Raw genomic sequence first — 18,122 nt, forward strand, 5'->3', positions numbered from 1 at the left:
TCGACGGAGGAGAGCAGAAGCGGGACCAGCGAGACAGCGACAGCGGCGATGGTGCGCCACGGCTTCCTCACACCGGCCGCTCCCCCTTCACCGTCACGCGCGTCCCCGAGCGCGTGTGCGGCCAGTAGTCCCACATCGCGCGGTGCTGGGTGCAGCGGTTGTCCCAGAAGGCGATGGCGTTCTCGGTCCAGCGGAAGCGGCACTGGAACAGCGGGTTCTCGGCGTGCTGGTAGAGGTAGGCGAGCATCGCGTCGCTTTCGTCGCGCGGGATGCCGTTGATGTGGCGGGTGAAGCCGCGGTTGACGTAGAGCGCCTTCATGCCCGTGACCGGATGCGTGCGCACCACGGGATGCTCGGCATTCGGATAGGAGGGACGGTCGGCGACGCCGTAATTGGCGTAGAGCCCGCGATAGATCGGCTCGCCGTCATGCAGTGCGGTCAGCCCGTCGAGATAGGCCTTCATGCGATCCGACAGCGCCTCATAGGCCGCATACATGTTGGCGAACAGCGTGTCGCCTCCGCGCGGCGGGCACTGCTTGATGTAGAGGATCGAGCCCATCGGTGGCTCGAGATCGCAGGACACATCCGAATGCCAGCCCTCGCCATTGGCACGCGGCGAGTTCTTGTCGGCGTAGATCTTCATCAGCGCGGGGTCTTCGTCCTCATGCGGCGCGGCGGGATGAAAATGCAGCTCACCGAACTTGCGGCCGAAGGCGAGATGCTGCTGCGGCGTGATGTGCTGATCGCGGAAGAAGATGACGAGGTTTTCGGCGAGCGCGCGGTGAATCTCGTCCATCTGCCGGTTCGAGCGCGAATCGTCGGAGACGAGCCTGCCGAGGTCAACGCCGGTGATTTCCGCGCCGATGATGGGGGTGAGCTTCTCGACCGCGATCGTTTCATAGGGCGCGCCGCCTTCGGCCGTGTGGCGGTAGCGCGGGCCCTGCTTGCCGGCGAGTGAGCTCATGGCATGTCTCCCGATCGTTTTGATTGGGAGGCATCGTAGCAATGTAGGGCAGGTTAGCGAAGCGTAACCCGCCACTTCGCACGCGCAAAAAATAAGGCGGGTTACGCTAAGCTAACCCGCCCTACGATTTCGATATTTGTAGGCGTTTACTCCGCCGCGGTCACCGGCACCTTGGCGCCCTGGCCGTAGCGCTGGTCGATGTAGTCGATCACCAGCGCCTTGAAGTCGGCGGAGATCGTGGGTCCGCGCAGCGTACGGAACTTCTTGCCGTCGACGAAGACGGGCGCGGCCGGGGCTTCGCCGGTGCCGGGCAAGGAGATGCCGATATTGGCGTGCTTGGATTCGCCGGGGCCGTTGACGATGCAACCCATCACCGCGACGTTGAGCTCTTCCACGCCGGGATATTTCGTCTTCCAGCCCGGCATCTCGTCACGGATGAATGCCTGGATCGAGCTGGCCAGTTCCTGGAACGTGGTGGACGTGGTGCGGCCGCAGCCGGGGCAGGCCGCAACCAGCGGCACGAAGGTGCGGAAGCCCATCGTCTGCAGCAGTTCCTGGCCGACCTGCACCTCGCGGGTGCGGTCGCCGCCGGGCTCCGGCGTCAGCGAGATGCGGATGGTGTCGCCGATACCCTGCTGCAACAGGATACCGAGCGCGGCCGAGGAGGCCACGATGCCCTTGGTGCCCATGCCGGCTTCGGTGAGGCCGAGATGGATGGCATAGTCCGACCGCGCCGCGAGATCCTGGTACACCGCAATGAGATCCTGCACCGCCGAGACCTTGGCTGAGAGGATGATGCGATTCTTCGGCATGCCGAGCTCTTCGGCGCGCGCCGCCGAGAGCAGTGCTGACTGCACCATGGCCTCGCGCGTCACCGCACGGACGTCGCGCGGATTGGCGGATGCGGCGTTCTCGTCCATCAGCTTGGTCAGCAGCTCCTGGTCGAGGGAGCCCCAATTGGCGCCGATGCGCACCGGCTTGTCGTTCTTGTTCGCGATCTCGATGATGTCGCCGAACTGGGTGTCGCGCTTGTCCTTGAAGCCGACATTGCCCGGATTGATGCGGTACTTGGCGAGAGCCTCGGCGCAGGCCGGATAGGCCGCAAGCAGCTTGTGGCCGATATAGTGGAAGTCGCCGATCAGGGGTGTGGTGATGCCACGCTTGAGCAGGCCGTCTCGGATGTGCGGGACGGCGGCAGCGGCCTCCTCGCGGTCCACGGTGATGCGGACCATTTCGGAGCCGGCGCGCGCGAGCGCTGCGACCTGGGCGATGGTGCCGTCGATATCGGCGGTGTCGGTGTTGGTCATCGACTGCACGACGATCGGCGCACCGCCGCCGACGGCGACGTCGCCGACCTTGACCTGGGTCGTCTGGTGCCTGGGCGCCGGGCCCGCGATATCGGAATCGATGGGGTTTTCGAGCTTGTTCATGGGGTCCAAATATCAGGTTTTGGTGACGTTCAGCAATGCATCACGAGGCGCCGCAGCCGTTTGGCTCGGACGGTTAACCAGAAAAAGCCCAGCAATTACAAGGACGGCTGCTGCCCCGAAGGCCAGGCTCAGGTGATCGTGCATGATGAAATAGCTACCCACCACGCCAAACAAAGGGGTGATAAAGGTAAAAGCCGACAATTTGCTGGCCGAATAGGTCTTCACCAGCGCGAACCAAAGCGTGAACGTGGTTCCAACCACCCAGATCGCCTGGAACGCCATCAGGCCGATCGACTGGGGCGACGGGGTATGGCTGATGGTCTCGCCGAACAGATACGCCGCCAGTCCCAGGATCGGGATCGAGGTCGCAACCTGGTAGCCCAGCGCCTTCTCCGGCGCGGCGAAGCGAAGGCTGGTGCCCTTGGCGACCAGCGTCGTCGCCGCCCACAATCCGGCGCCGGCGACGATCATGAGGTCGCCGAGCAGGACGTGGGAATCGACATTGGCCTGCGGCACGCCGATCGCCAGCGCGACGCCGGCAAAGCTGATCGCCAGTCCAAGCCATTGCGTGCTGCCAAGGCGCTCGCCGAGCACCTGGTAGGAGCCGAGCGCGACGAAGAACGGCGCGGTGTAGAGAAACACCACCGCGCGCGAGGCGGAGGTCAGGCGCAACCCCTGAAAGATCAGCACGAATTCGATGCCGAACATCAGCCCCGCGACCAGGCCCGGCTTCCATGTGCCGTCGCGCTCGAAGAATTTGACGCCGCGCAGGCTGCCGATGATGAACAACACAGGCAGCGCGCCCATCGAGCGAAACATCGCCTGGAGCATCGGCGGAATATCCGGAAGCACCAGCTTCACCGCGATCTGGTTGAAGGCCCAGGTCAGGCACAGCATGAGCATCAGGGCGATGGCGCCAGCACTGAGGGGGCGACCGGCGGACGGCGTGGCTTGAGGTGAGGACATCTCTTCCCGAAATCCGGCTTCGCGCCGTTGTTGCTTTAAGACGTTTTCTGACAATGGGTGCAGACGCCCGTGATCTCGACCACGGACAATTTTGGCGCAAAGCCCGAGCTGCGCGCGGCGGCGTTGAGGTCTTTCGCGAACGAGGCTGATGGAATTTCGCCGACCAGGCCGCAGCGCTCGCAGATCAGGAAAGCGACTGCAGAGGTCGAATCATGGTCGTGGGCGGCGCAAGCGAGATAGGCGTTGCGGCTCTCGATGCGGTGCACGAGGCCGTTGGCGATCAAAAAATCGAGAGCGCGGTAGACCGTGATCGGCGCTGGCCGCGCCATCGACTTGGCGAGTTCGTCGATCACCTCATAGGCGCCGAGCGGACGATGGCTCGACAACAGAGCCCCCAGCACTTGGCGGCGGATCGGCGTGAATTTCTGCGCACGCTGCTCACAAACCGCCTCGGCATGCGACAGCGCGTCCGCAGTGCAGCGGCCGTGATCGTGGTCGGGCGCGGGAAAGGCCGGCTTGGCGAGGGTCATGGGATCGACGTTCTAGCATTTCAGCCGGGGAACCCAAAGCGCGACCGGCGAGCGGCTGCCAGCCATGCTTTTGCTGCGGGACAGCATCGCGTTAACCCGCCGTGAAATAATCATAAGCTTGCTTATCATATGCGAGCTTATTGGAGACAAGGCTTATGACCCGCGGGTCCGTCGACCAGAACTTCCTGTTCACGCTCGGTGAGCTCTACCGGTTGCTCCGCGTCTACGCCGACAAGGAGGCCTCGCGCTTCGGCATTACCCGCGCCCAGTGGGCGGTGCTGGCCAAGGTCGAGCGCAGCGAGGGCATGAAGCAGTCGGAACTGGCCGAACTGCTCGAGATGCAGCCGATCACGCTGACGCGGCTGATCGACAAGCTCTGCGACAGCGACTGGATCGAGCGCCGCAACGACGCTTCGGACCGCCGCGTCAAGCGGCTCTATCTGAAGAAGGCCGGCCGCACCTTGCTCGGCAGGATGAGCGGCCTGAAGTCGGAGCTGACGGCAAACGCGCTCGAGGGCATCAGCCCGGCGGACGCCCACCGCCTCCTCACCCAACTCGAAACCATCAAGGAAAACGTGCGTCACGCGATCCAGGCATCCGGAGCGGAACAGGCACGGAAGGAGCAGCGCTATGGCTGATCAGGTCCTCAAGTTCCAGCCCGAGCAGAAGAGCGACAGCGGCAAGCCCACCAAGAAGGCCGGCACCAACCCGCGCCGCCGCCTGCTGGCCGGTCTGCGCCGCTACCGCCGGTTCCTGCTGATGGTGGTGCTGCCCGTCATCGTCGCCATCGGCGGCATCACCTTCTATCTCAATGGCGGCCGCTATGTCGGCACTGACGACGCCTATGTCGGCGCGCAGAAGGTGCTGGTGACACCCGACATCTCCGGCAAGATCGAGAAGGTCGTCGTGAGGGAGGGCCAGATCGTCAAGCAGGGCGACGAGCTGTTCGAGATCGATCCCGTGCCGTTCCGCCTCGCGGTCGACGAGGCCAAAGCGCAGGTCATGCAGGCGCAATCGACCTATGACAATCTTCGCGCCAACATCAAGATCTATGGCGACATGCTCAACCTCGCGCAGCAAGGCGTCGACCTGAAGCAGCGCGACGTCGAGCGCAAGCAGGCGCTCGTGAAGAACAACTACGGCTCGCAGCTCGACCTGGACAACGCCGCGAACGCGCTGGTGACATCGGGCTCGATCGCGCAATACGTGAAGCAGCAGATCTCGACGGCCAAGACGCAGCTGCTCGGCGACAGCGACCTGCCGCTGGAGAAATTCCCGCCTTACGCCCAGGCCAAATCCAAGCTCGACAACGCCGAGCGCAATCTCGACCACGCCGTGGTGCGCGCGCCGATGGGCGGCGTGGCAACGCAGGTCGAGCAGATCCAGCTCGGCCGCTACGTCACCGCCGGCACGCCGGTGTTCTCCATCATCGACGTCGCCCATCCCTGGGTCGATGCCAATCCAAAGGAGAGCGATCTCACCTACGTCACCGAAGGCCAGCCCGTCACGCTCGAGGTCGATGCGTTCCCGAACCATATCTTCAAGGGCAAGATCGGTTCGCTCTCGCCCGGCACCGGTGCACAATTCGCGATCCTGCCGCCGCAGAACGCCACCGGCAATTTCGTCAAGGTGGTGCAGCGCGTGCCGATCCGCATCTATTTCGACGAGACCGACAAATATGTCCGGAAGCTGAAGGCCGGCATGAGCGTCTATGCCACCATCGACACCGGCCACAAGCGCTCGCTCGCCGGTCTGTTCGGCTTGTCGGCGACGGCGAGCCAAGACAAAGATCAGGACAAGGACTGATCCGATGGCGGAGTCCAATCCCGCCCTCATGGTCCCCGGCCTGCGCCGGAACATGGTGACGATCTGCGCCATGACCGCGACCATCATGCAGGCGCTGGACACCACCATCGCCAACGTTGCGCTACCCTACATGCAGGGCACGTTGTCGGCCTCGCAGGACCAGATCAACTGGGTGCTGACGTCCTACATCGTCGCCGCCGCGATCATGACGGCGCCGGTGGGCTGGATCTCGAACCGCTTTGGGCGCAAGCGCATTTTCATCATCTGCGCGGCCGGCTTCACCTTGGCCTCCGTGCTGTGCGGCCTCGCGCAGGACATCAACCAGATGGTGCTGTTCCGACTGCTGCAGGGCGTGTTCGGCGCCGCGCTGGTGCCGCTGTCGCAGTCGGTCATGCTCGACTATTACACGCTCCAGGAGCGCGCCAAGGCGATGTCGATCTGGGGTATGGGCGTGATGATGGGTCCGATCATGGGGCCGTCGCTGGGCGCGTGGCTGACCGAAAGCTATTCCTGGCACTGGGTATTCTTCGTCAACATTCCATTCGGTGCGATCACCGTGCTCGGACTCAGCGTCTTCATGGACGAGACCAAGCAAGACACCGACCTCAAATTCGACTGGTTCGGCTTCGCCGCGCTGGCGATCGGGATCGGCGCACTCCAGCTTGCGCTCGATCGCGGCGAGCAGCTCGACTGGTTCGAGTCGGTCGAGATCGTGACAGAGTTCGTGATCTCGGGCGTCGCCTTCTATTACTTCTTCGCCCATTCCTTCACGACCACGCGTCCCTTCATCCAGTTCGCCCTGTTCAAGGACCGCAACTTCCTCACCGGCTGCATCTTCATGACGGTGATGGGGCTCGTGCTGTACTCGACCATGGCGCTGGCCTCGCCCTATCTGCAAAACGTCATCGGCTATCCCATCATGACCGCCGGCGGGCTGCTCGCGAGTCGCGGCTTCGGCACCTTCTTCGCGATGATGATGGTCGGACGCATCATGCGCTGGATCGAGGCGCGCACGCTGATCATCTGCGGCCTCGGGCTGACCGCAGCCTCGCTGTTCCAGATGACCGGCTGGACCGACCAGACCCAGGTGCCGGAAATCGTGGTCGTCAGCGTGATCCAGGGTTTTGGCTTCGGCCTCGTCTTCGTGCCGCTCTCGACGGTCGCATTCCTGACGTTGCCGAACCACTTGCGCACCGACGGCACCTCGATGCTCACGTTGTTGCGCAACGTCGCGAGCTCGGTCGGCATCTCCATCGTGATCGCGCAGCTGACGCAGGGCACGCGCAGGACCTACGCAATCCTGTCCGAGCACATCAATCCTTTCAACCACGCGCTGCAGATGCCCGACGTGCGCGGCATGATCAACCTCTCCTCCGACGCCGGCCGCGCCATGGCCGACCGGATGGTCAGCGTGCAGGCGCAGATCATCGCGTTCGCGCACGACTACATGCTGGTGATGGTCTTCATCCTCTGCACTATCCCGCTCGCCCTGATGATCGGCTCGACCAAGGCCACCCTGCGCAAGCAGTCGGCCGGGCCGGAACATGCGGTGATGGAGTAGTTATCGGTCTCGTGAGGTCGCGTCATATTCGCTCGTCGTCCCGGACAAGCGAAGCGCAGATCCGGGATCCATAGCCACAGGGAGTAGTTTGACGAGGGCTCGTAGTTGCCAGCTCGCGCTACAACGTCACCCTGTGGCTATGGATCCCCGCCCCCGTGCGCAATTGCGCACTAGGCGGGGACGACAGCGGAGTGGCTGAGCCGCCGTCGCGCTTCACCCCCCCGCTACAACAGCTCCTCGCAGCCTAGATCCTCGACCGCCATCATCACCCGCTCCAGATTGTTCCACCAGATCCCCGGCGGGAGGTTGATGCTCCATTGCCAGACCGGCTTGGTGATGTGCCAGAGCACCGACCAGCGATAATCCTGATCGAGCGCGCCGCGCGTGTAGCCGGCCACACCGTGTGCGAGCAGTGTCTCGTGGTAGCGATTGAGGAGCGCCCGCTCAAGCGCCTGCCGGCGCTCCGGATACCATTGGATCGCCATCATGTAGGCGAGATCGCTGGTGGGCACATTGATGCCCCAAAGGTCGAAATCGAAGATACGCACGGTGTCGACAATTCCGGCGCGAGGCAGCAGGAAGTTCCAAGTGTGGGCGTCACCATGGGCGATGCTGACATGACGGCGCGAATGATAGCGCTGCGACAGCCGGGCCGACTGCTCGATAAGACGGCGATACAGTATGCGTCGTTCCTCACTGAGGCGATCGCCGAGCTGATCGGCGAAGCGGTCATAATGACCGGCGAAAGTCTCCATGCGCGCCGCGCTATCTTCGGGACTCGCCCAGGTGCCGAAGGTCTCGCCGAGGTTGGGATGATCCCACCACACTGCATGCATGCGCGCCAGTGCCGTGACGATAGCCATTGCCTGATGGCGCGACGGCGGCAGCGTCGGCACGGTCGCGAGCTCATGGCTGTCGGTGAGGTCTTCGAGCAGGAGATGCCAGGCCCCGCTCGCCTCGTCGAAATGTCCGTCGAAGCAGCGCGGCACGAGCCCCGGCGGCATATACGGCGCGAGCTGCGTGTAAAAGGCCACCTCGTGCTCGCCGCGATCTGCAGGTGTCCTGGAGAAAGCCGCTTGCGCCGTCTTCAGGATCAGCGATTGGGGGGCGCCGCCGGGGTCACCGACGTAGCGCAGGCCGAGACGGACAATGTGTGACACAACGGTGTCGCGCTGATGCAGCACCTTCACTTCGCGGACGGCGCCGGCATCCAGCACGCCGCCCCTGCGCAGCGCCGCCGTCAATCGGGCGGGCTCGACGACTTCAGGCAGTTGTGGAGGTGTCATGAAAGTCACGATGCCCCTGTCCCGCGCCATACTGCACGATCACACCCCCGGGCACCAGCCGCCGGCCAGATGCCCGGCTTCAAGCGGCGGCGGTCGAGTCGCGCACGGTCCGGACCACGACGGACCGCAACGATTCCAGATTGGCCGCCATGCCCGCAATCGTCTGTCGCACCTCCGCGGCGCGCTCGTTCACGGAGGCCGCATCGCGGCTGACATTGCCGATCTTGGCCGAGACCTCCTTCGCGGCAGAGGCCGATTCGGAGATCGACCGCGCGATCTCGCGCGTCGCTGCGTCCTGCTGTTCCATCGCGACCGCAACCGACGTCGCCACGCCGTCGATCTCGACGATGTGGCCGCCCATGGTCTCGACGGCATCGACCGCGGCCTGCGTCGAAGCCTGAATCTCCGCAATCAGCCGCCCGATCTCCTCGGTGGATTTGGCGGTCTGATCGGACAGCGATTTCACCTCCGCAGCGACCACCGCAAAGCCGCGCCCGGCCTCGCCGGCACGCGCCGCCTCGATCGTGGCGTTGAGCGCCAGCAGGTTGGTCTGGCCGGCGATGCCGCCGATCAGGTCGGAGACCTCGGCGATCTTCTTCACCGATCCGGCCAGCGCCTGGATGGTCGAACGTGCCTGCTCGCGGCCGGCGACTGCGGATTTGGTGACCGTGCTGGTCCGCGCGACTTGGCCGGCAATCTCGCGGATCGAGGCGCTCAGCTCTTCGGCGGCGGCCGAGACGGTCTGCGAGCTGCCGAGCGCTTGGGTGGAAGCCGCGGCAACCGCCTGGGACTCCGAGGACAGCGACCGGGCGATCTCGGACAGGCTGGAGGCGGCGCGTTCCACCCCTTGCGTCGCTGCGCTCGCGGTGTCGACGGAGCGGCCGGTCTCGCGCTCGACGGTCTCGGCCATCTGGTGCAGGGCGCCGCGCTTGGCCGTCGCGGCCTCCTGGTCCTTCCGCAATTGCTCCTCGCGCAGGCGAGAATTCTCGACCGCGGCCTCCTTGAACACCAGCAGCGCGCCGGCCATCGAGCCGACCTCGTCCTGGCGATGCGCGAAGGGAATGTCGGCGGAGAGGTCACCGGTCGCTAGCTTCTGCATGGCGCCGGTCATGCGCACGATCGGGCGCACCACGCCAAGCGCGACGCCGAGCAGGCCGGCGGCGATGAAGGCCAGGACGGCAGCAGAAACACCGAGCAGGATGTAGAGGATGGAGGTGTCGCGTTCCGCGGCCAGCTTCTCCATGTCGGCATTCTGCTTGTTGGCGCTCTCGACGATGCTGTCGATGACGGCGCGATGTGCGGTGTAGGCGTCCTTGACCTGCGCATAGGCGCGTTCGGCCGCGGCCATATCCTTGTTCTTCAAGGCCGGAAGGAGCTGGTCGGAAAGGAGCTTCCAGAACTTCTGCACCTCGGCGTCCGATTTCGACACCAGCGCGGTTTTCAGGTCGGCGGCCAGGCTTGACGTGACCCAGAATGCCTTGCGCTCGTCGTAATCCTTGCGGAGCTGGACCAGGCGCTCGCTGTGAGCCGCCAGCTGGTCCGGCTCGCGCATGGCGAGGGTCGCTTCGAGATAGGCCTCGATGACATATTCGGGCGGCGGCAGGATGTCCGCGATGAGGTCGTTGCCGAGCTTGATGTCGGCATAGAGAGGCCCGCCGACCTTGAGCTCACGCACCGCGTACAGGCTGGTCAGGACAACAGCCGTGAAGCCGATGGCGAGAGCGACGCCGAACGCGATGATCGCGGAAGACAGCGAAAGGCGAATTTTCATGAAACGATCCAGGTCGCGCGCCGAAACCGCGGTGATTCTAGATCAATGTGGTAAATGCGGAATTGCGGGATAGAACCGCCGTCGCGCAATGCACTCCGCAAAACTACGGCAATCGGCGTCGATCTGCCTGTTTTTGAGTCAGTAAAGCTGACCCATGGAAGCAAAAGCCGATCGTGTCGCACGGCGAATATGACGCAGGCCGATCGCCCATGCGTTCGGTGAGAAGCGTGTGCCGGCGACCTGATGTCGCCGGCATGTCCTCGCCTCAGACGTCGAAGAACACCGTCTCGTCGCCGCCCTGCAAGCGCAGGTCGAGCCGATAGACCGGCTTGCCGGCTTCACGCGTCGCGATCACCGTGGCGCGGCGGTCGGCGGGCACCACCGCCAGCACGGGATCGGCGGCGTTGCCGGCTTCGTCGCTGAAATAGATGCGGGTGTAGAGATGCCGCAGCATGCCGCGGCCGAACACCGCAAGAACGATGTGCGGCGCCTGCGGCTTGCCGTCGGGATCGGGCACGGTGCCCGGCTTGACGGTCTCGAAGGAATAATGGCCGTCCTTGTCGGTGCCGCAGCGGGCGAAGCCGCGGAAGCTGGCGTTCGGCAGCGCGCGCTTGTCCTGCGGGTCGGCAAAGCGCCCTTGCGCGTCCGCCTGCCAGATCTCCAGCATGACGTCAGGCACGGCGACGCCGTCGCCGTCGAACACGCGGCCCTCGATGCGGACACGATCGCCCGTGACGTCAGGCGTAAGCGTCGAGTTGGTGAAAGCGTCGTTCCAGGCGTACTCGCCATTCGGCGTCAGGCCGTATTTGAAGAACGGACCGACGGTCTGCGACGGTGTGATCCCGCTGGACTTCAAAGAATCCTGGGGCTTCAGAGCATCCTGCACCTTAGTGGTTCTCCATGGGGGTGGCGTTCTTGCCGCGCAGCACGATGTCGAAGCGATAGCACAGCGCCCATTCGGGCTTGGTGTTCTCCAAATCGAACGACGAGACCATGCGCGCCCGCGCCTTTTCGTCCGGCACCGAGTTGAAGATCGGATCGAACGGGAACAGCGGGTCGTTCGGGAAATACATCTGCGTCACGAGGCGCGTGACGAAGGAATAGCCGAACACCGAGAGATGGATGTGCGCGGGACGCCAGGCATTGTGATGATTGCCCCACGGATAGGCGCCGGGCTTGATCGTAACAAAACGATAGTAGCCGGCGGCATCGCTCACGGTGCGGCCCGCGCCCGTGAAGTTAGGATCGAGCGGCGCCGGGTGCTGGTCGCGGACATGGACGTAGCGGCCGCAGGAATTGGCCTGCCAGATCTCGACCAGCGAGTTCGGCACGCCGCGACCGTCCTCGTCGCGCACATGGCCGTGAACGATGATGCGCTCGCCGATCGGCTCGCCGGTGTGCTGGGTGGTGAGATCATTGTCGCCGTCGCGCACGGTCTCGTGACCATAGACCGGACCGGTCAGCTCCGACAGCGTGTGGCGCATCGGGATCAGCGGCTTGTTCGGCGCTCGCTTGATCGAGCTCTTGTATTCGGGCGACAGCGGTAGCGGATGCGCCTTGTTGCTGTCCGTGGGGTAGATGAATGTCATTGGCGAACTCCTCCCCAGCCATTTCGGTCCGGCCGGTCAACGCTTCCGCCAATCATTATAGAATATAACTAATCTAGGGAAGCGGGTTTGCTCTCCCTCTCCCCGCCTGCGGGGAGGGGCCGGAATTTGCGCCAGCGAATTCCGGGTGAGGGGGACTCTCCGCGAGTCCAACTGATGCCGTCCTGGTGGAGACTCCCCCTCACCCCAACCCTCTCCCCGCAAGCGGGGAGAGGGAGAGGAGACACCGTCAGTTCAGCTTCTCGATCGCAACCGCAACGCCCTGGCCGACGCCGACGCACATGGTGGCGAGCGCGAGCTTGCCGCCGCGCTTTTCCAGGCCGTGCACGGCGGTGAGCGCGAGGCGGGCGCCGCTCATGCCGAGGGGATGGCCGAGCGCGATGGCGCCGCCATGCGGATTGACGAAATCGGCATCGTCGGCGACGCCGAGTTGGCGCATGCAGGCGATACCCTGCGAGGCGAAGGCCTCGTTCAGCTCGATCAGGTCGAAGTCACTGATCTTCTTGCCGAGCCGCTCCATCAGCTTGCGGGTCGCGGGCACCGGCCCGATGCCCATGATGCGCGGCGGCACGCCGGCCGAGGCGAGGCCGAGAATGCGGGCGCGCGGCGTGAGGCCATGCTTCTTCACGGCGGCTTCCGAGGCGAGGATCATCGCGGCGGCTCCGTCATTGACGCCGGAGGCGTTGCCGGCGGTCACCGTGCCGGGATTGCGCACGATCGGCTTCAACTTGGCGAGAGCCTCCAGCGTCGTCTCAGGGCGCGGATGCTCGTCCTTGTCGATCGTAACAGGGCCTGCCTTGCCGCCGGGAATAATGATCGGGATGATTTCCTCGGCGAAGTATCCGGCGGCGATCGCGGCTCCTGCGCGCTGCTGCGAGCGGATGGCGAAGGCGTCCTGATCGGCGCGCGAGACCTGGAATTCCTCGGCGACGTTCTCCCCGGTCTCCGGCATCGCATCCACGCCGTACTGCGCCTTCAGCAGTGGATTGATGAAGCGCCAGCCGATGGTGGTGTCGAAGATTTCGGCGGAGCGCGAAAAAGCTTCCTGCGCCTTGCCCATCACGAAGGGAGCGCGGGTCATGGATTCGACGCCGCCCGCGATCGCAAGCTCGATCTCGCCGGAACGGATGGCGCGCCCCGCCGCACCGACCGCATCGAGACCGGAGGCACAGAGCCGGTTCAGGGTCTGGCCGGGAACCGAGTCGGGCAGGCCCGCCAGCAGCAGTGCCATGCGCGCGACGTTGCGGTTGTCCTCGCCGGCCTGGTTGGCGCAACCGAAGAAGACTTCGTCCACCTGCGCCCAGTCGAGATTGGGGTGCCTGGCCATCAGCGCCTTGATCGGGGCGGCGGCGAGGTCGTCGGCACGCACCTTGGCGAGCGAGCCGCCGAAGCGGCCGATCGGGGTCCGCACGGCATCGCAGATAAAGACGTCACGCATCGTTGTTCTCCCTCAATGCCGCGGTTCGGCCAGAATTCTTCAATGACGGCGGAGTTTTAGGAGGGCGCCCGCGGCAGGTCAATTGACGGATGCGCGCGTGTTCCGGGGACCGCACACGCCGGCAGCGCATGCCGCGGTGCGGACAACGTGGAAAACCCGTCCTCCCCGGCCAAAGCGATAGGAGCACGGGACGAAATTTTGTAGGTTGCGCCGCCCATGACAATGCAACAGCCGATACCCGTCCCGCCCCCCGACGAAGCGCCAGCGCCGCCAGCGGAAGCCGCCGCGCGCGTCACGCCGATGATGGAACAGTACCTCGAGATCAAGGCGGCGCATCAGGGCCTGCTGCTGTTCTACCGGATGGGCGATTTCTACGAGCTGTTCTTCGAGGACGCCGAGATCGCCTCCAAGACGCTCGGCATCGTGCTGACCAAGCGCGGTAAGCACCAGGGCGCGGATATCCCGATGTGCGGCGTACCGGTCGAGCGCTCCGAGGATTATCTGCATCGGCTGATCACCGCCGGCCATCGGGTCGCGGTGTGCGAGCAGACCGAGGATCCCGCCGCCGCCAAGGCACGCGGCAACAAGAGCGTGGTGCGCCGCGGCGTGGTGCGGCTGGTCACGCCGGGCACGCTGACCGAGGACACGCTGCTCGATGCGCGCGCCAACAATTATCTGCTGGCGATCGCGCGCGCCCGTTCGTCCGGCGGCGGCGACCGCTTCGGGCTCGCCTGGATCGACATCTCGACCGCCGAATTCACGGTGATGGAATGTTCGGGCGGCGAGCTCGCGGCAACGCTGGCGCGCATCAATCCGAACGAGGCGATCGTCACCGACGCGCTCTACAGCGACAATGAGCTGAGCCAGACCTTGCGCGAGCTGCCGGCGGTGACGCCGCTGACCCGCGACGTTTTCGACGGTGCCACCGCCGAGAAGCGGCTGTGCGATTATTTCGCGGTCGCGACCATGGACGGGCTGGCGCAACTGACGCGGTTGGAAGCGACCGCCGCGGCCGCCGCAGTCACCTATGTCGACCGCACCCAGGTCGGCAAGCATCCGCCGCTATCGCCGCCCGCACGCGAGGCCTCCGGCGCGACCATGGCGATCGATCCGGCGACACGTGCCAATCTCGAACTGACGCGGACGCTCGCCGGCGAACGCCGCGGCTCGCTGCTCGACGCGATCGACTGCACCGTCACCTCGGCCGGCTCGCGCCTGCTGGCGCAACGGCTGGCAGCACCGCTGACCGACGCTCCGGCGATTGCGCGGCGGCTCGATGCGGTCAGCGCCTTCGTTGCGGACTCCGCTGCGCGCGAGGACATCCGCAGCATCCTGCGCGGCGCGCCCGACATGTCGCGGGCGCTGGCCCGTCTCTCGGTCGGTCGCGGCGGCCCGCGCGACCTCGCCGGCCTGCGCGATGGCATCATCGCCGCCGACCAGGTGCTGGCGCGGCTGGGCGAACTCGACCAGCCGCCACAGGAGATCGAGGCTGTCATGGCGGCGCTGCAGCGTCCGTCGCGCGAGCTTGCAGCCGAATTCGCCCGCGCGCTCGACGATCAGCTTCCGCTAATCAAGCGCGATGGCGGTTTCGTCCGCCAGGGCTACGAGCCCGCGCTGGACGAAGCCCGGAATCTGCGCGACGCCTCACGTCTCGTGGTCGCCTCGATGCAGGCGCGCTACGCCGACAACACAGGTGTGAAGGGCCTGAAGATCCGCCACAACAACGTGCTCGGCTATTTCGTCGAGGTCACCGCACAGCATGGCGACAAGCTGATGTCGGCGCCGTTGAACACGACCTTCATCCACCGCCAGACGCTGGCTGGCCAGGTGCGCTTCACCACATCCGAGCTCGGCGAGATCGAGGCCAAGATCGCCAACGCCGGCGACCGCGCGCTCGGGCTCGAGCTCGAGATTTTTGAGCGGCTTTCAGCCAAAGCACTTGATATCAGCGACGATCTGCGCGCGGCCGCCCATGCCTTTGCGCTGCTCGACGTCGCGACCTCGCTGGCCAGGCTCGCGGTCGACGACAATTACGTGCGGCCGGAAGTCGACGAATCGCTCGGCTTCGCCATCGAGGCCGGCCGCCATCCCGTGGTGGAGCAGGCCTTGAAGCGCAATGGCGAGCCGTTCATCGCCAATGCCTGCGACCTGTCGCCAGGACCTGCGCAAAAGTCCGGCCAGCTCTGGTTGCTCACCGGTCCCAATATGGCCGGCAAGTCGACCTTCCTGCGCCAGAACGCGCTGATCGCGCTGCTGGCGCAGATCGGAAGCTTCGTGCCGGCGACGCGCGCACGGATCGGCATCATCGACCGCCTGTTCTCGCGCGTCGGCGCCGCCGACGATCTCGCCCGCGGCCGCTCCACCTTCATGGTGGAGATGGTCGAGACCGCCGCAATCCTCAACCAAGCCGGCGAGCGCGCGCTCGTGATCCTCGACGAGATCGGCCGCGGCACCGCCACCTTCGACGGCCTCTCCATCGCCTGGGCCGCGATCGAACATCTGCACGAAAGCAACCGCTGCCGCACGCTGTTCGCGACGCATTATCACGAGCTGACCGCGCTCTCGGCCAAGCTGCCGCGCATGTTCAACGCGACCGTGCGCGTCAAGGAATGGCAGGGCAATGTCGTGTTCCTGCACGAGGTGCTGCCGGGCTCGGCCGACCGCTCCTACGGTATCCAGGTCGCCAAGCTCGCAGGCCTGCCGCCGGCCGTGATCACGCGCGCGAAATCGGTGCTGGCAAAGCTGGAGGCACAAGACCGCGGCCAGACCGCCCGCGCGCTCGCCGACGACCTGCCGCTGTTCGCCGTGCCCTCGCGCGCCGCCGCCGAAGCCGCGCCGCCGAGCGAGGCCGAACTGCTGATGGACGCCGTGAAGGCGCTGCATCCCGACGAGATGTCGCCGCGCGAGGCGCTGGATGCGTTGTATGCGTTGAAGGCCAAGCTGCCGAAACAGTGACGGCGCCGCAGGGCAGGCACGGCGAAGCGCGCCCCAGCAGCGCCTGCCTATGCCCTTGCCGCGATCGCGGCGGCTTCCGCGGCCGCGCGTTGCATGCTGGTCGACATCTCGTTGGTCACCGTGCTCTGCTCCTCGATCGCGGCGGCCGTCGACGTCACATATTCACTGACGTTGTTGATGGCCGTCTTGATCGAAGCAAGGGCGGTGACGACGTCACCGGAGATGCCGTTGAGGCTGGCGATCTCCGCGCCGATCTTGTCGGTGGCCTGCTTGGCCTGGTTGGCAAGGCTCTTGACCTCGGAGGCGACCACCGCAAAGCCGCGACCGGCTTCGCCCGCGCGCGCCGATTCGATCGTGGCGTTCAGCGCCAGCAGGTTGATCTGCCCAGTGATGTTGTTGATGAGTTCGACGATGCCGCTCATGGCCAGTGCCGCTTCGGTGAGGCGCTGGGCCTGCGAGTCGGCGGCGGCGACCTGATCCACGGCACTGCTGGCGGTCTCACGCGATTTGGTCATGGCCTCGGATATCTCGCGCACCGAGGCGTTCAACTCCTCCGAACCGGCCGCGACCGACTCCATCATGCCGCGGACGCGCTCGTTACCCATGCGGACCAGCACCTGCTTCGTGGTGTCGGTTGCATATTTCACCACCTTAAAAGGCTTGCCGTTGAGATCGAGGATCGGGTTGTAGGAGGCCTGGATGTAGACCTCCTTGCCACCCTTGCCGATGCGCTTGTACTCCGCCGCCTGATACTGGCCGCGGTTAAGCGCAGCCCAGAACTCGCGATAGGCGGCGCTGTCGCGCTCCGCCGGATCGACGAACATGCTGTGATGATGGCCCTTGATCTCGGCCAGCGAATAGCCGAGCGCGCCGAGGAAATTCGCGTTGGCGGTGATGATCGTGCCGTCCATGTTGAATTCGATCACGGCTTGCGCCTTGCCGATCGCTTCAATCTGGCCCGCAAGGTCGGCATTCCTGAGCTTCTGCTCGGTGACGTCGGTCGCGAACTTCACCACCTTGGAGGGTCTGCCCTTCTCATCGAAAATAGGGTTGTAGGAGGCCTGGATCCAGACTTCCTTGCCGCCCTTGCCGATCCGCTTGTATTCGGCGGCCTGGTATTCGCCGCGGTTGAGCGCGGCCCAGAACTCACGATAGGCAGGGGTATCGCGCTCGACAGGCGGAACGAACATGCTGTGATGTTTGCCCTGGATCTCGTTCAACGTGTAGCCGAGCGTATGCAGGAAATTCTCGTTGGCCGAGAGGACCGTGCCATCCATCGCGAACTCGATGACCGCCTGTGAACGGTTCGCGGCCGCAACCTGCGCTCCGAAGTCAAGGTTCTGAAGACGGATCGAGGCATCCGACCATTCCACAACGATTCCGGCCCGGCTGCCGTCGTCGTTCTTCAGGGGCGTCGCAACGAGGTCGAACTTGTGGCCGCCGACCTGGATCATTGCGCGATGCACCGCATTGAGGCTCGCCAGCATCTGGCGCTGATGCTGGGGATTTTTGTGAAACACATCGATGTTGGTTCCGACGAGCGTAGCCACATTGAAGTGGGGCAGTTCCTTCTTGAGGTCGGACTCAGCCGCGCGCAGCAGGTCGGTCACCGCGTCATTCATGTAGACGATGTTCAGGTCGTTGTCGGCCACCATCAGGTTGGCACTCACAGCCTTGGCAGCCATCGTAACCAATGCACCTGCATTCGACTTGCGCTTGAACATGGTTCCTCCGTATCAATCTGGTTGCGCTCGCGCGGCATTGATCGATGAGCGCGATGAAATGGCCTTGAACGCTAAACTGGAAGC

General features: G+C 64.9%; 14 protein-coding genes. 4 read left to right on the forward strand and 10 right to left on the reverse strand.

From position 1 onward, the window contains the following. Nucleotides 1–67: 67 nt before the first annotated feature. The 4 genes from FNV92_RS34195 to FNV92_RS34210 all read right to left on the reverse strand — a co-directional run bounded on the left by FNV92_RS34195 (nt 68) and on the right by FNV92_RS34210 (nt 3,890). The gene (locus FNV92_RS34195; RefSeq protein ID WP_143842775.1) at nt 68–964 is read right to left on the reverse strand and encodes a TauD/TfdA dioxygenase family protein; all 897 of its coding nucleotides are present in this window, start codon (nt 962–964) and stop codon (nt 68–70) included. Between the two features lie 146 nt (nt 965–1,110). Then, on the reverse strand, nt 1,111–2,394 hold the full coding sequence (ispG, locus tag FNV92_RS34200) for a flavodoxin-dependent (E)-4-hydroxy-3-methylbut-2-enyl-diphosphate synthase (protein WP_143842774.1): 1,284 nt from the start codon (nt 2,392–2,394) through the stop codon (nt 1,111–1,113). Between the two features lie 12 nt (nt 2,395–2,406). Beyond that, nucleotides 2,407–3,360 (reverse strand): DMT family transporter, encoded by a 954-nt coding sequence (locus FNV92_RS34205; protein WP_143842773.1) that lies wholly within the window; start codon nt 3,358–3,360, stop codon nt 2,407–2,409. 35 nt (nt 3,361–3,395) lie between these two features. After that, nucleotides 3,396–3,890, reverse strand: a complete 495-nt coding sequence (locus FNV92_RS34210) for a Fur family transcriptional regulator (protein ID WP_015689309.1) — start codon at nt 3,888–3,890, stop codon at nt 3,396–3,398. 155 nt (nt 3,891–4,045) lie between these two features. On the opposite strand from FNV92_RS34210, the gene FNV92_RS34215 reads away from it, so the two are divergent. Genes FNV92_RS34215 through FNV92_RS34225 form a run of 3 tightly spaced genes read left to right on the forward strand, consistent with a single transcriptional unit; the run spans nt 4,046 to nt 7,257 of the window. Continuing rightward, the gene (locus FNV92_RS34215) at nt 4,046–4,528 is read left to right on the forward strand and encodes a MarR family winged helix-turn-helix transcriptional regulator (protein WP_143842772.1); all 483 of its coding nucleotides are present in this window, start codon (nt 4,046–4,048) and stop codon (nt 4,526–4,528) included. Then, the gene (locus FNV92_RS34220) at nt 4,521–5,696 is read left to right on the forward strand and encodes an HlyD family secretion protein (protein ID WP_143842771.1); all 1,176 of its coding nucleotides are present in this window, start codon (nt 4,521–4,523) and stop codon (nt 5,694–5,696) included. Before FNV92_RS34215 ends, FNV92_RS34220 begins: the two co-directional genes overlap by 8 nt. Nucleotides 5,697–5,700: 4 nt before the next feature. After that, nucleotides 5,701–7,257 carry an MDR family MFS transporter gene (locus FNV92_RS34225; RefSeq protein ID WP_143842770.1) on the forward strand — a complete coding sequence of 519 codons (1,557 nt, stop codon included), beginning with the start codon at nt 5,701–5,703 and terminating at the stop codon, nt 7,255–7,257. Nucleotides 7,258–7,481: 224 nt separating this feature from the next. Here the strand turns inward: FNV92_RS34225 and FNV92_RS34230 are convergent, their stop codons facing one another. The 5 genes from FNV92_RS34230 to pcaF form a co-directional block, all read right to left on the reverse strand. Continuing rightward, nucleotides 7,482–8,573 carry a phosphotransferase family protein gene (locus FNV92_RS34230; RefSeq protein ID WP_143842769.1) on the reverse strand — a complete coding sequence of 364 codons (1,092 nt, stop codon included), beginning with the start codon at nt 8,571–8,573 and terminating at the stop codon, nt 7,482–7,484. A 49-nt stretch (nt 8,574–8,622) separates the two neighbouring features. After that, on the reverse strand, nt 8,623–10,314 hold the full coding sequence (locus FNV92_RS34235; protein WP_143842768.1) for a methyl-accepting chemotaxis protein: 1,692 nt from the start codon (nt 10,312–10,314) through the stop codon (nt 8,623–8,625). Between the two features lie 265 nt (nt 10,315–10,579). Then, on the reverse strand, nt 10,580–11,170 hold the full coding sequence (gene pcaG, locus FNV92_RS34240) for a protocatechuate 3,4-dioxygenase subunit alpha (protein ID WP_143846131.1): 591 nt from the start codon (nt 11,168–11,170) through the stop codon (nt 10,580–10,582). A 31-nt stretch (nt 11,171–11,201) separates the two neighbouring features. Continuing rightward, on the reverse strand, nt 11,202–11,903 hold the full coding sequence (pcaH, locus tag FNV92_RS34245; protein WP_015689316.1) for a protocatechuate 3,4-dioxygenase subunit beta: 702 nt from the start codon (nt 11,901–11,903) through the stop codon (nt 11,202–11,204). Nucleotides 11,904–12,150: 247 nt separating this feature from the next. Next, entirely contained in the window at nt 12,151–13,359 is a 1,209-nt protein-coding gene (gene pcaF, locus FNV92_RS34250) for a 3-oxoadipyl-CoA thiolase (protein ID WP_143842767.1), read from the reverse strand. A 216-nt stretch (nt 13,360–13,575) separates the two neighbouring features. Between pcaF and mutS the strand changes: the two genes are divergently transcribed. Beyond that, entirely contained in the window at nt 13,576–16,314 is a 2,739-nt protein-coding gene (gene mutS, locus FNV92_RS34255; protein WP_143842766.1) for a DNA mismatch repair protein MutS, read from the forward strand. A gap of 47 nt (nt 16,315–16,361) precedes the next feature. On the opposite strand, the gene FNV92_RS34260 is transcribed toward mutS, so the two are convergent. Continuing rightward, nucleotides 16,362–18,038 carry a methyl-accepting chemotaxis protein gene (locus tag FNV92_RS34260; protein ID WP_143842765.1) on the reverse strand — a complete coding sequence of 559 codons (1,677 nt, stop codon included), beginning with the start codon at nt 18,036–18,038 and terminating at the stop codon, nt 16,362–16,364. Nucleotides 18,039–18,122: the final 84 nt, after the last annotated feature.

This window comes from Bradyrhizobium cosmicum (assembly GCF_007290395.2).
Classification (GTDB): Bacteria; Pseudomonadota; Alphaproteobacteria; order Rhizobiales; family Xanthobacteraceae; genus Bradyrhizobium; species Bradyrhizobium cosmicum.

What these genes read in the sequence shown, in the direction of transcription:
- FNV92_RS34195 (WP_143842775.1), bottom strand. Translation starts at nt 964, where the DNA reads ATGAGCTCACTCGCCGGCAAGCAGGGCCCGCGCTACCGCCACACGGCC.
- FNV92_RS34230 (WP_143842769.1), bottom strand. Translation starts at nt 8,573, where the DNA reads ATGGCGCGGGACAGGGGCATCGTGACTTTCATGACACCTCCACAACTG.
- FNV92_RS34260 (WP_143842765.1), bottom strand. Translation starts at nt 18,038, where the DNA reads ATGTTCAAGCGCAAGTCGAATGCAGGTGCATTGGTTACGATGGCTGCC.
- FNV92_RS34235 (WP_143842768.1), bottom strand. Translation starts at nt 10,314, where the DNA reads ATGAAAATTCGCCTTTCGCTGTCTTCCGCGATCATCGCGTTCGGCGTC.
- pcaF (WP_143842767.1), bottom strand. Translation starts at nt 13,359, where the DNA reads ATGCGTGACGTCTTTATCTGCGATGCCGTGCGGACCCCGATCGGCCGC.
- pcaH (WP_015689316.1), bottom strand. Translation starts at nt 11,903, where the DNA reads ATGACATTCATCTACCCCACGGACAGCAACAAGGCGCATCCGCTACCG.
- FNV92_RS34205 (WP_143842773.1), bottom strand. Translation starts at nt 3,360, where the DNA reads ATGTCCTCACCTCAAGCCACGCCGTCCGCCGGTCGCCCCCTCAGTGCT.
- FNV92_RS34220 (WP_143842771.1), top strand. Translation starts at nt 4,521, where the DNA reads ATGGCTGATCAGGTCCTCAAGTTCCAGCCCGAGCAGAAGAGCGACAGC.
- FNV92_RS34215 (WP_143842772.1), top strand. Translation starts at nt 4,046, where the DNA reads ATGACCCGCGGGTCCGTCGACCAGAACTTCCTGTTCACGCTCGGTGAG.
- ispG (WP_143842774.1), bottom strand. Translation starts at nt 2,394, where the DNA reads ATGAACAAGCTCGAAAACCCCATCGATTCCGATATCGCGGGCCCGGCG.
- FNV92_RS34210 (WP_015689309.1), bottom strand. Translation starts at nt 3,890, where the DNA reads ATGACCCTCGCCAAGCCGGCCTTTCCCGCGCCCGACCACGATCACGGC.
- mutS (WP_143842766.1), top strand. Translation starts at nt 13,576, where the DNA reads ATGACAATGCAACAGCCGATACCCGTCCCGCCCCCCGACGAAGCGCCA.
- FNV92_RS34225 (WP_143842770.1), top strand. Translation starts at nt 5,701, where the DNA reads ATGGCGGAGTCCAATCCCGCCCTCATGGTCCCCGGCCTGCGCCGGAAC.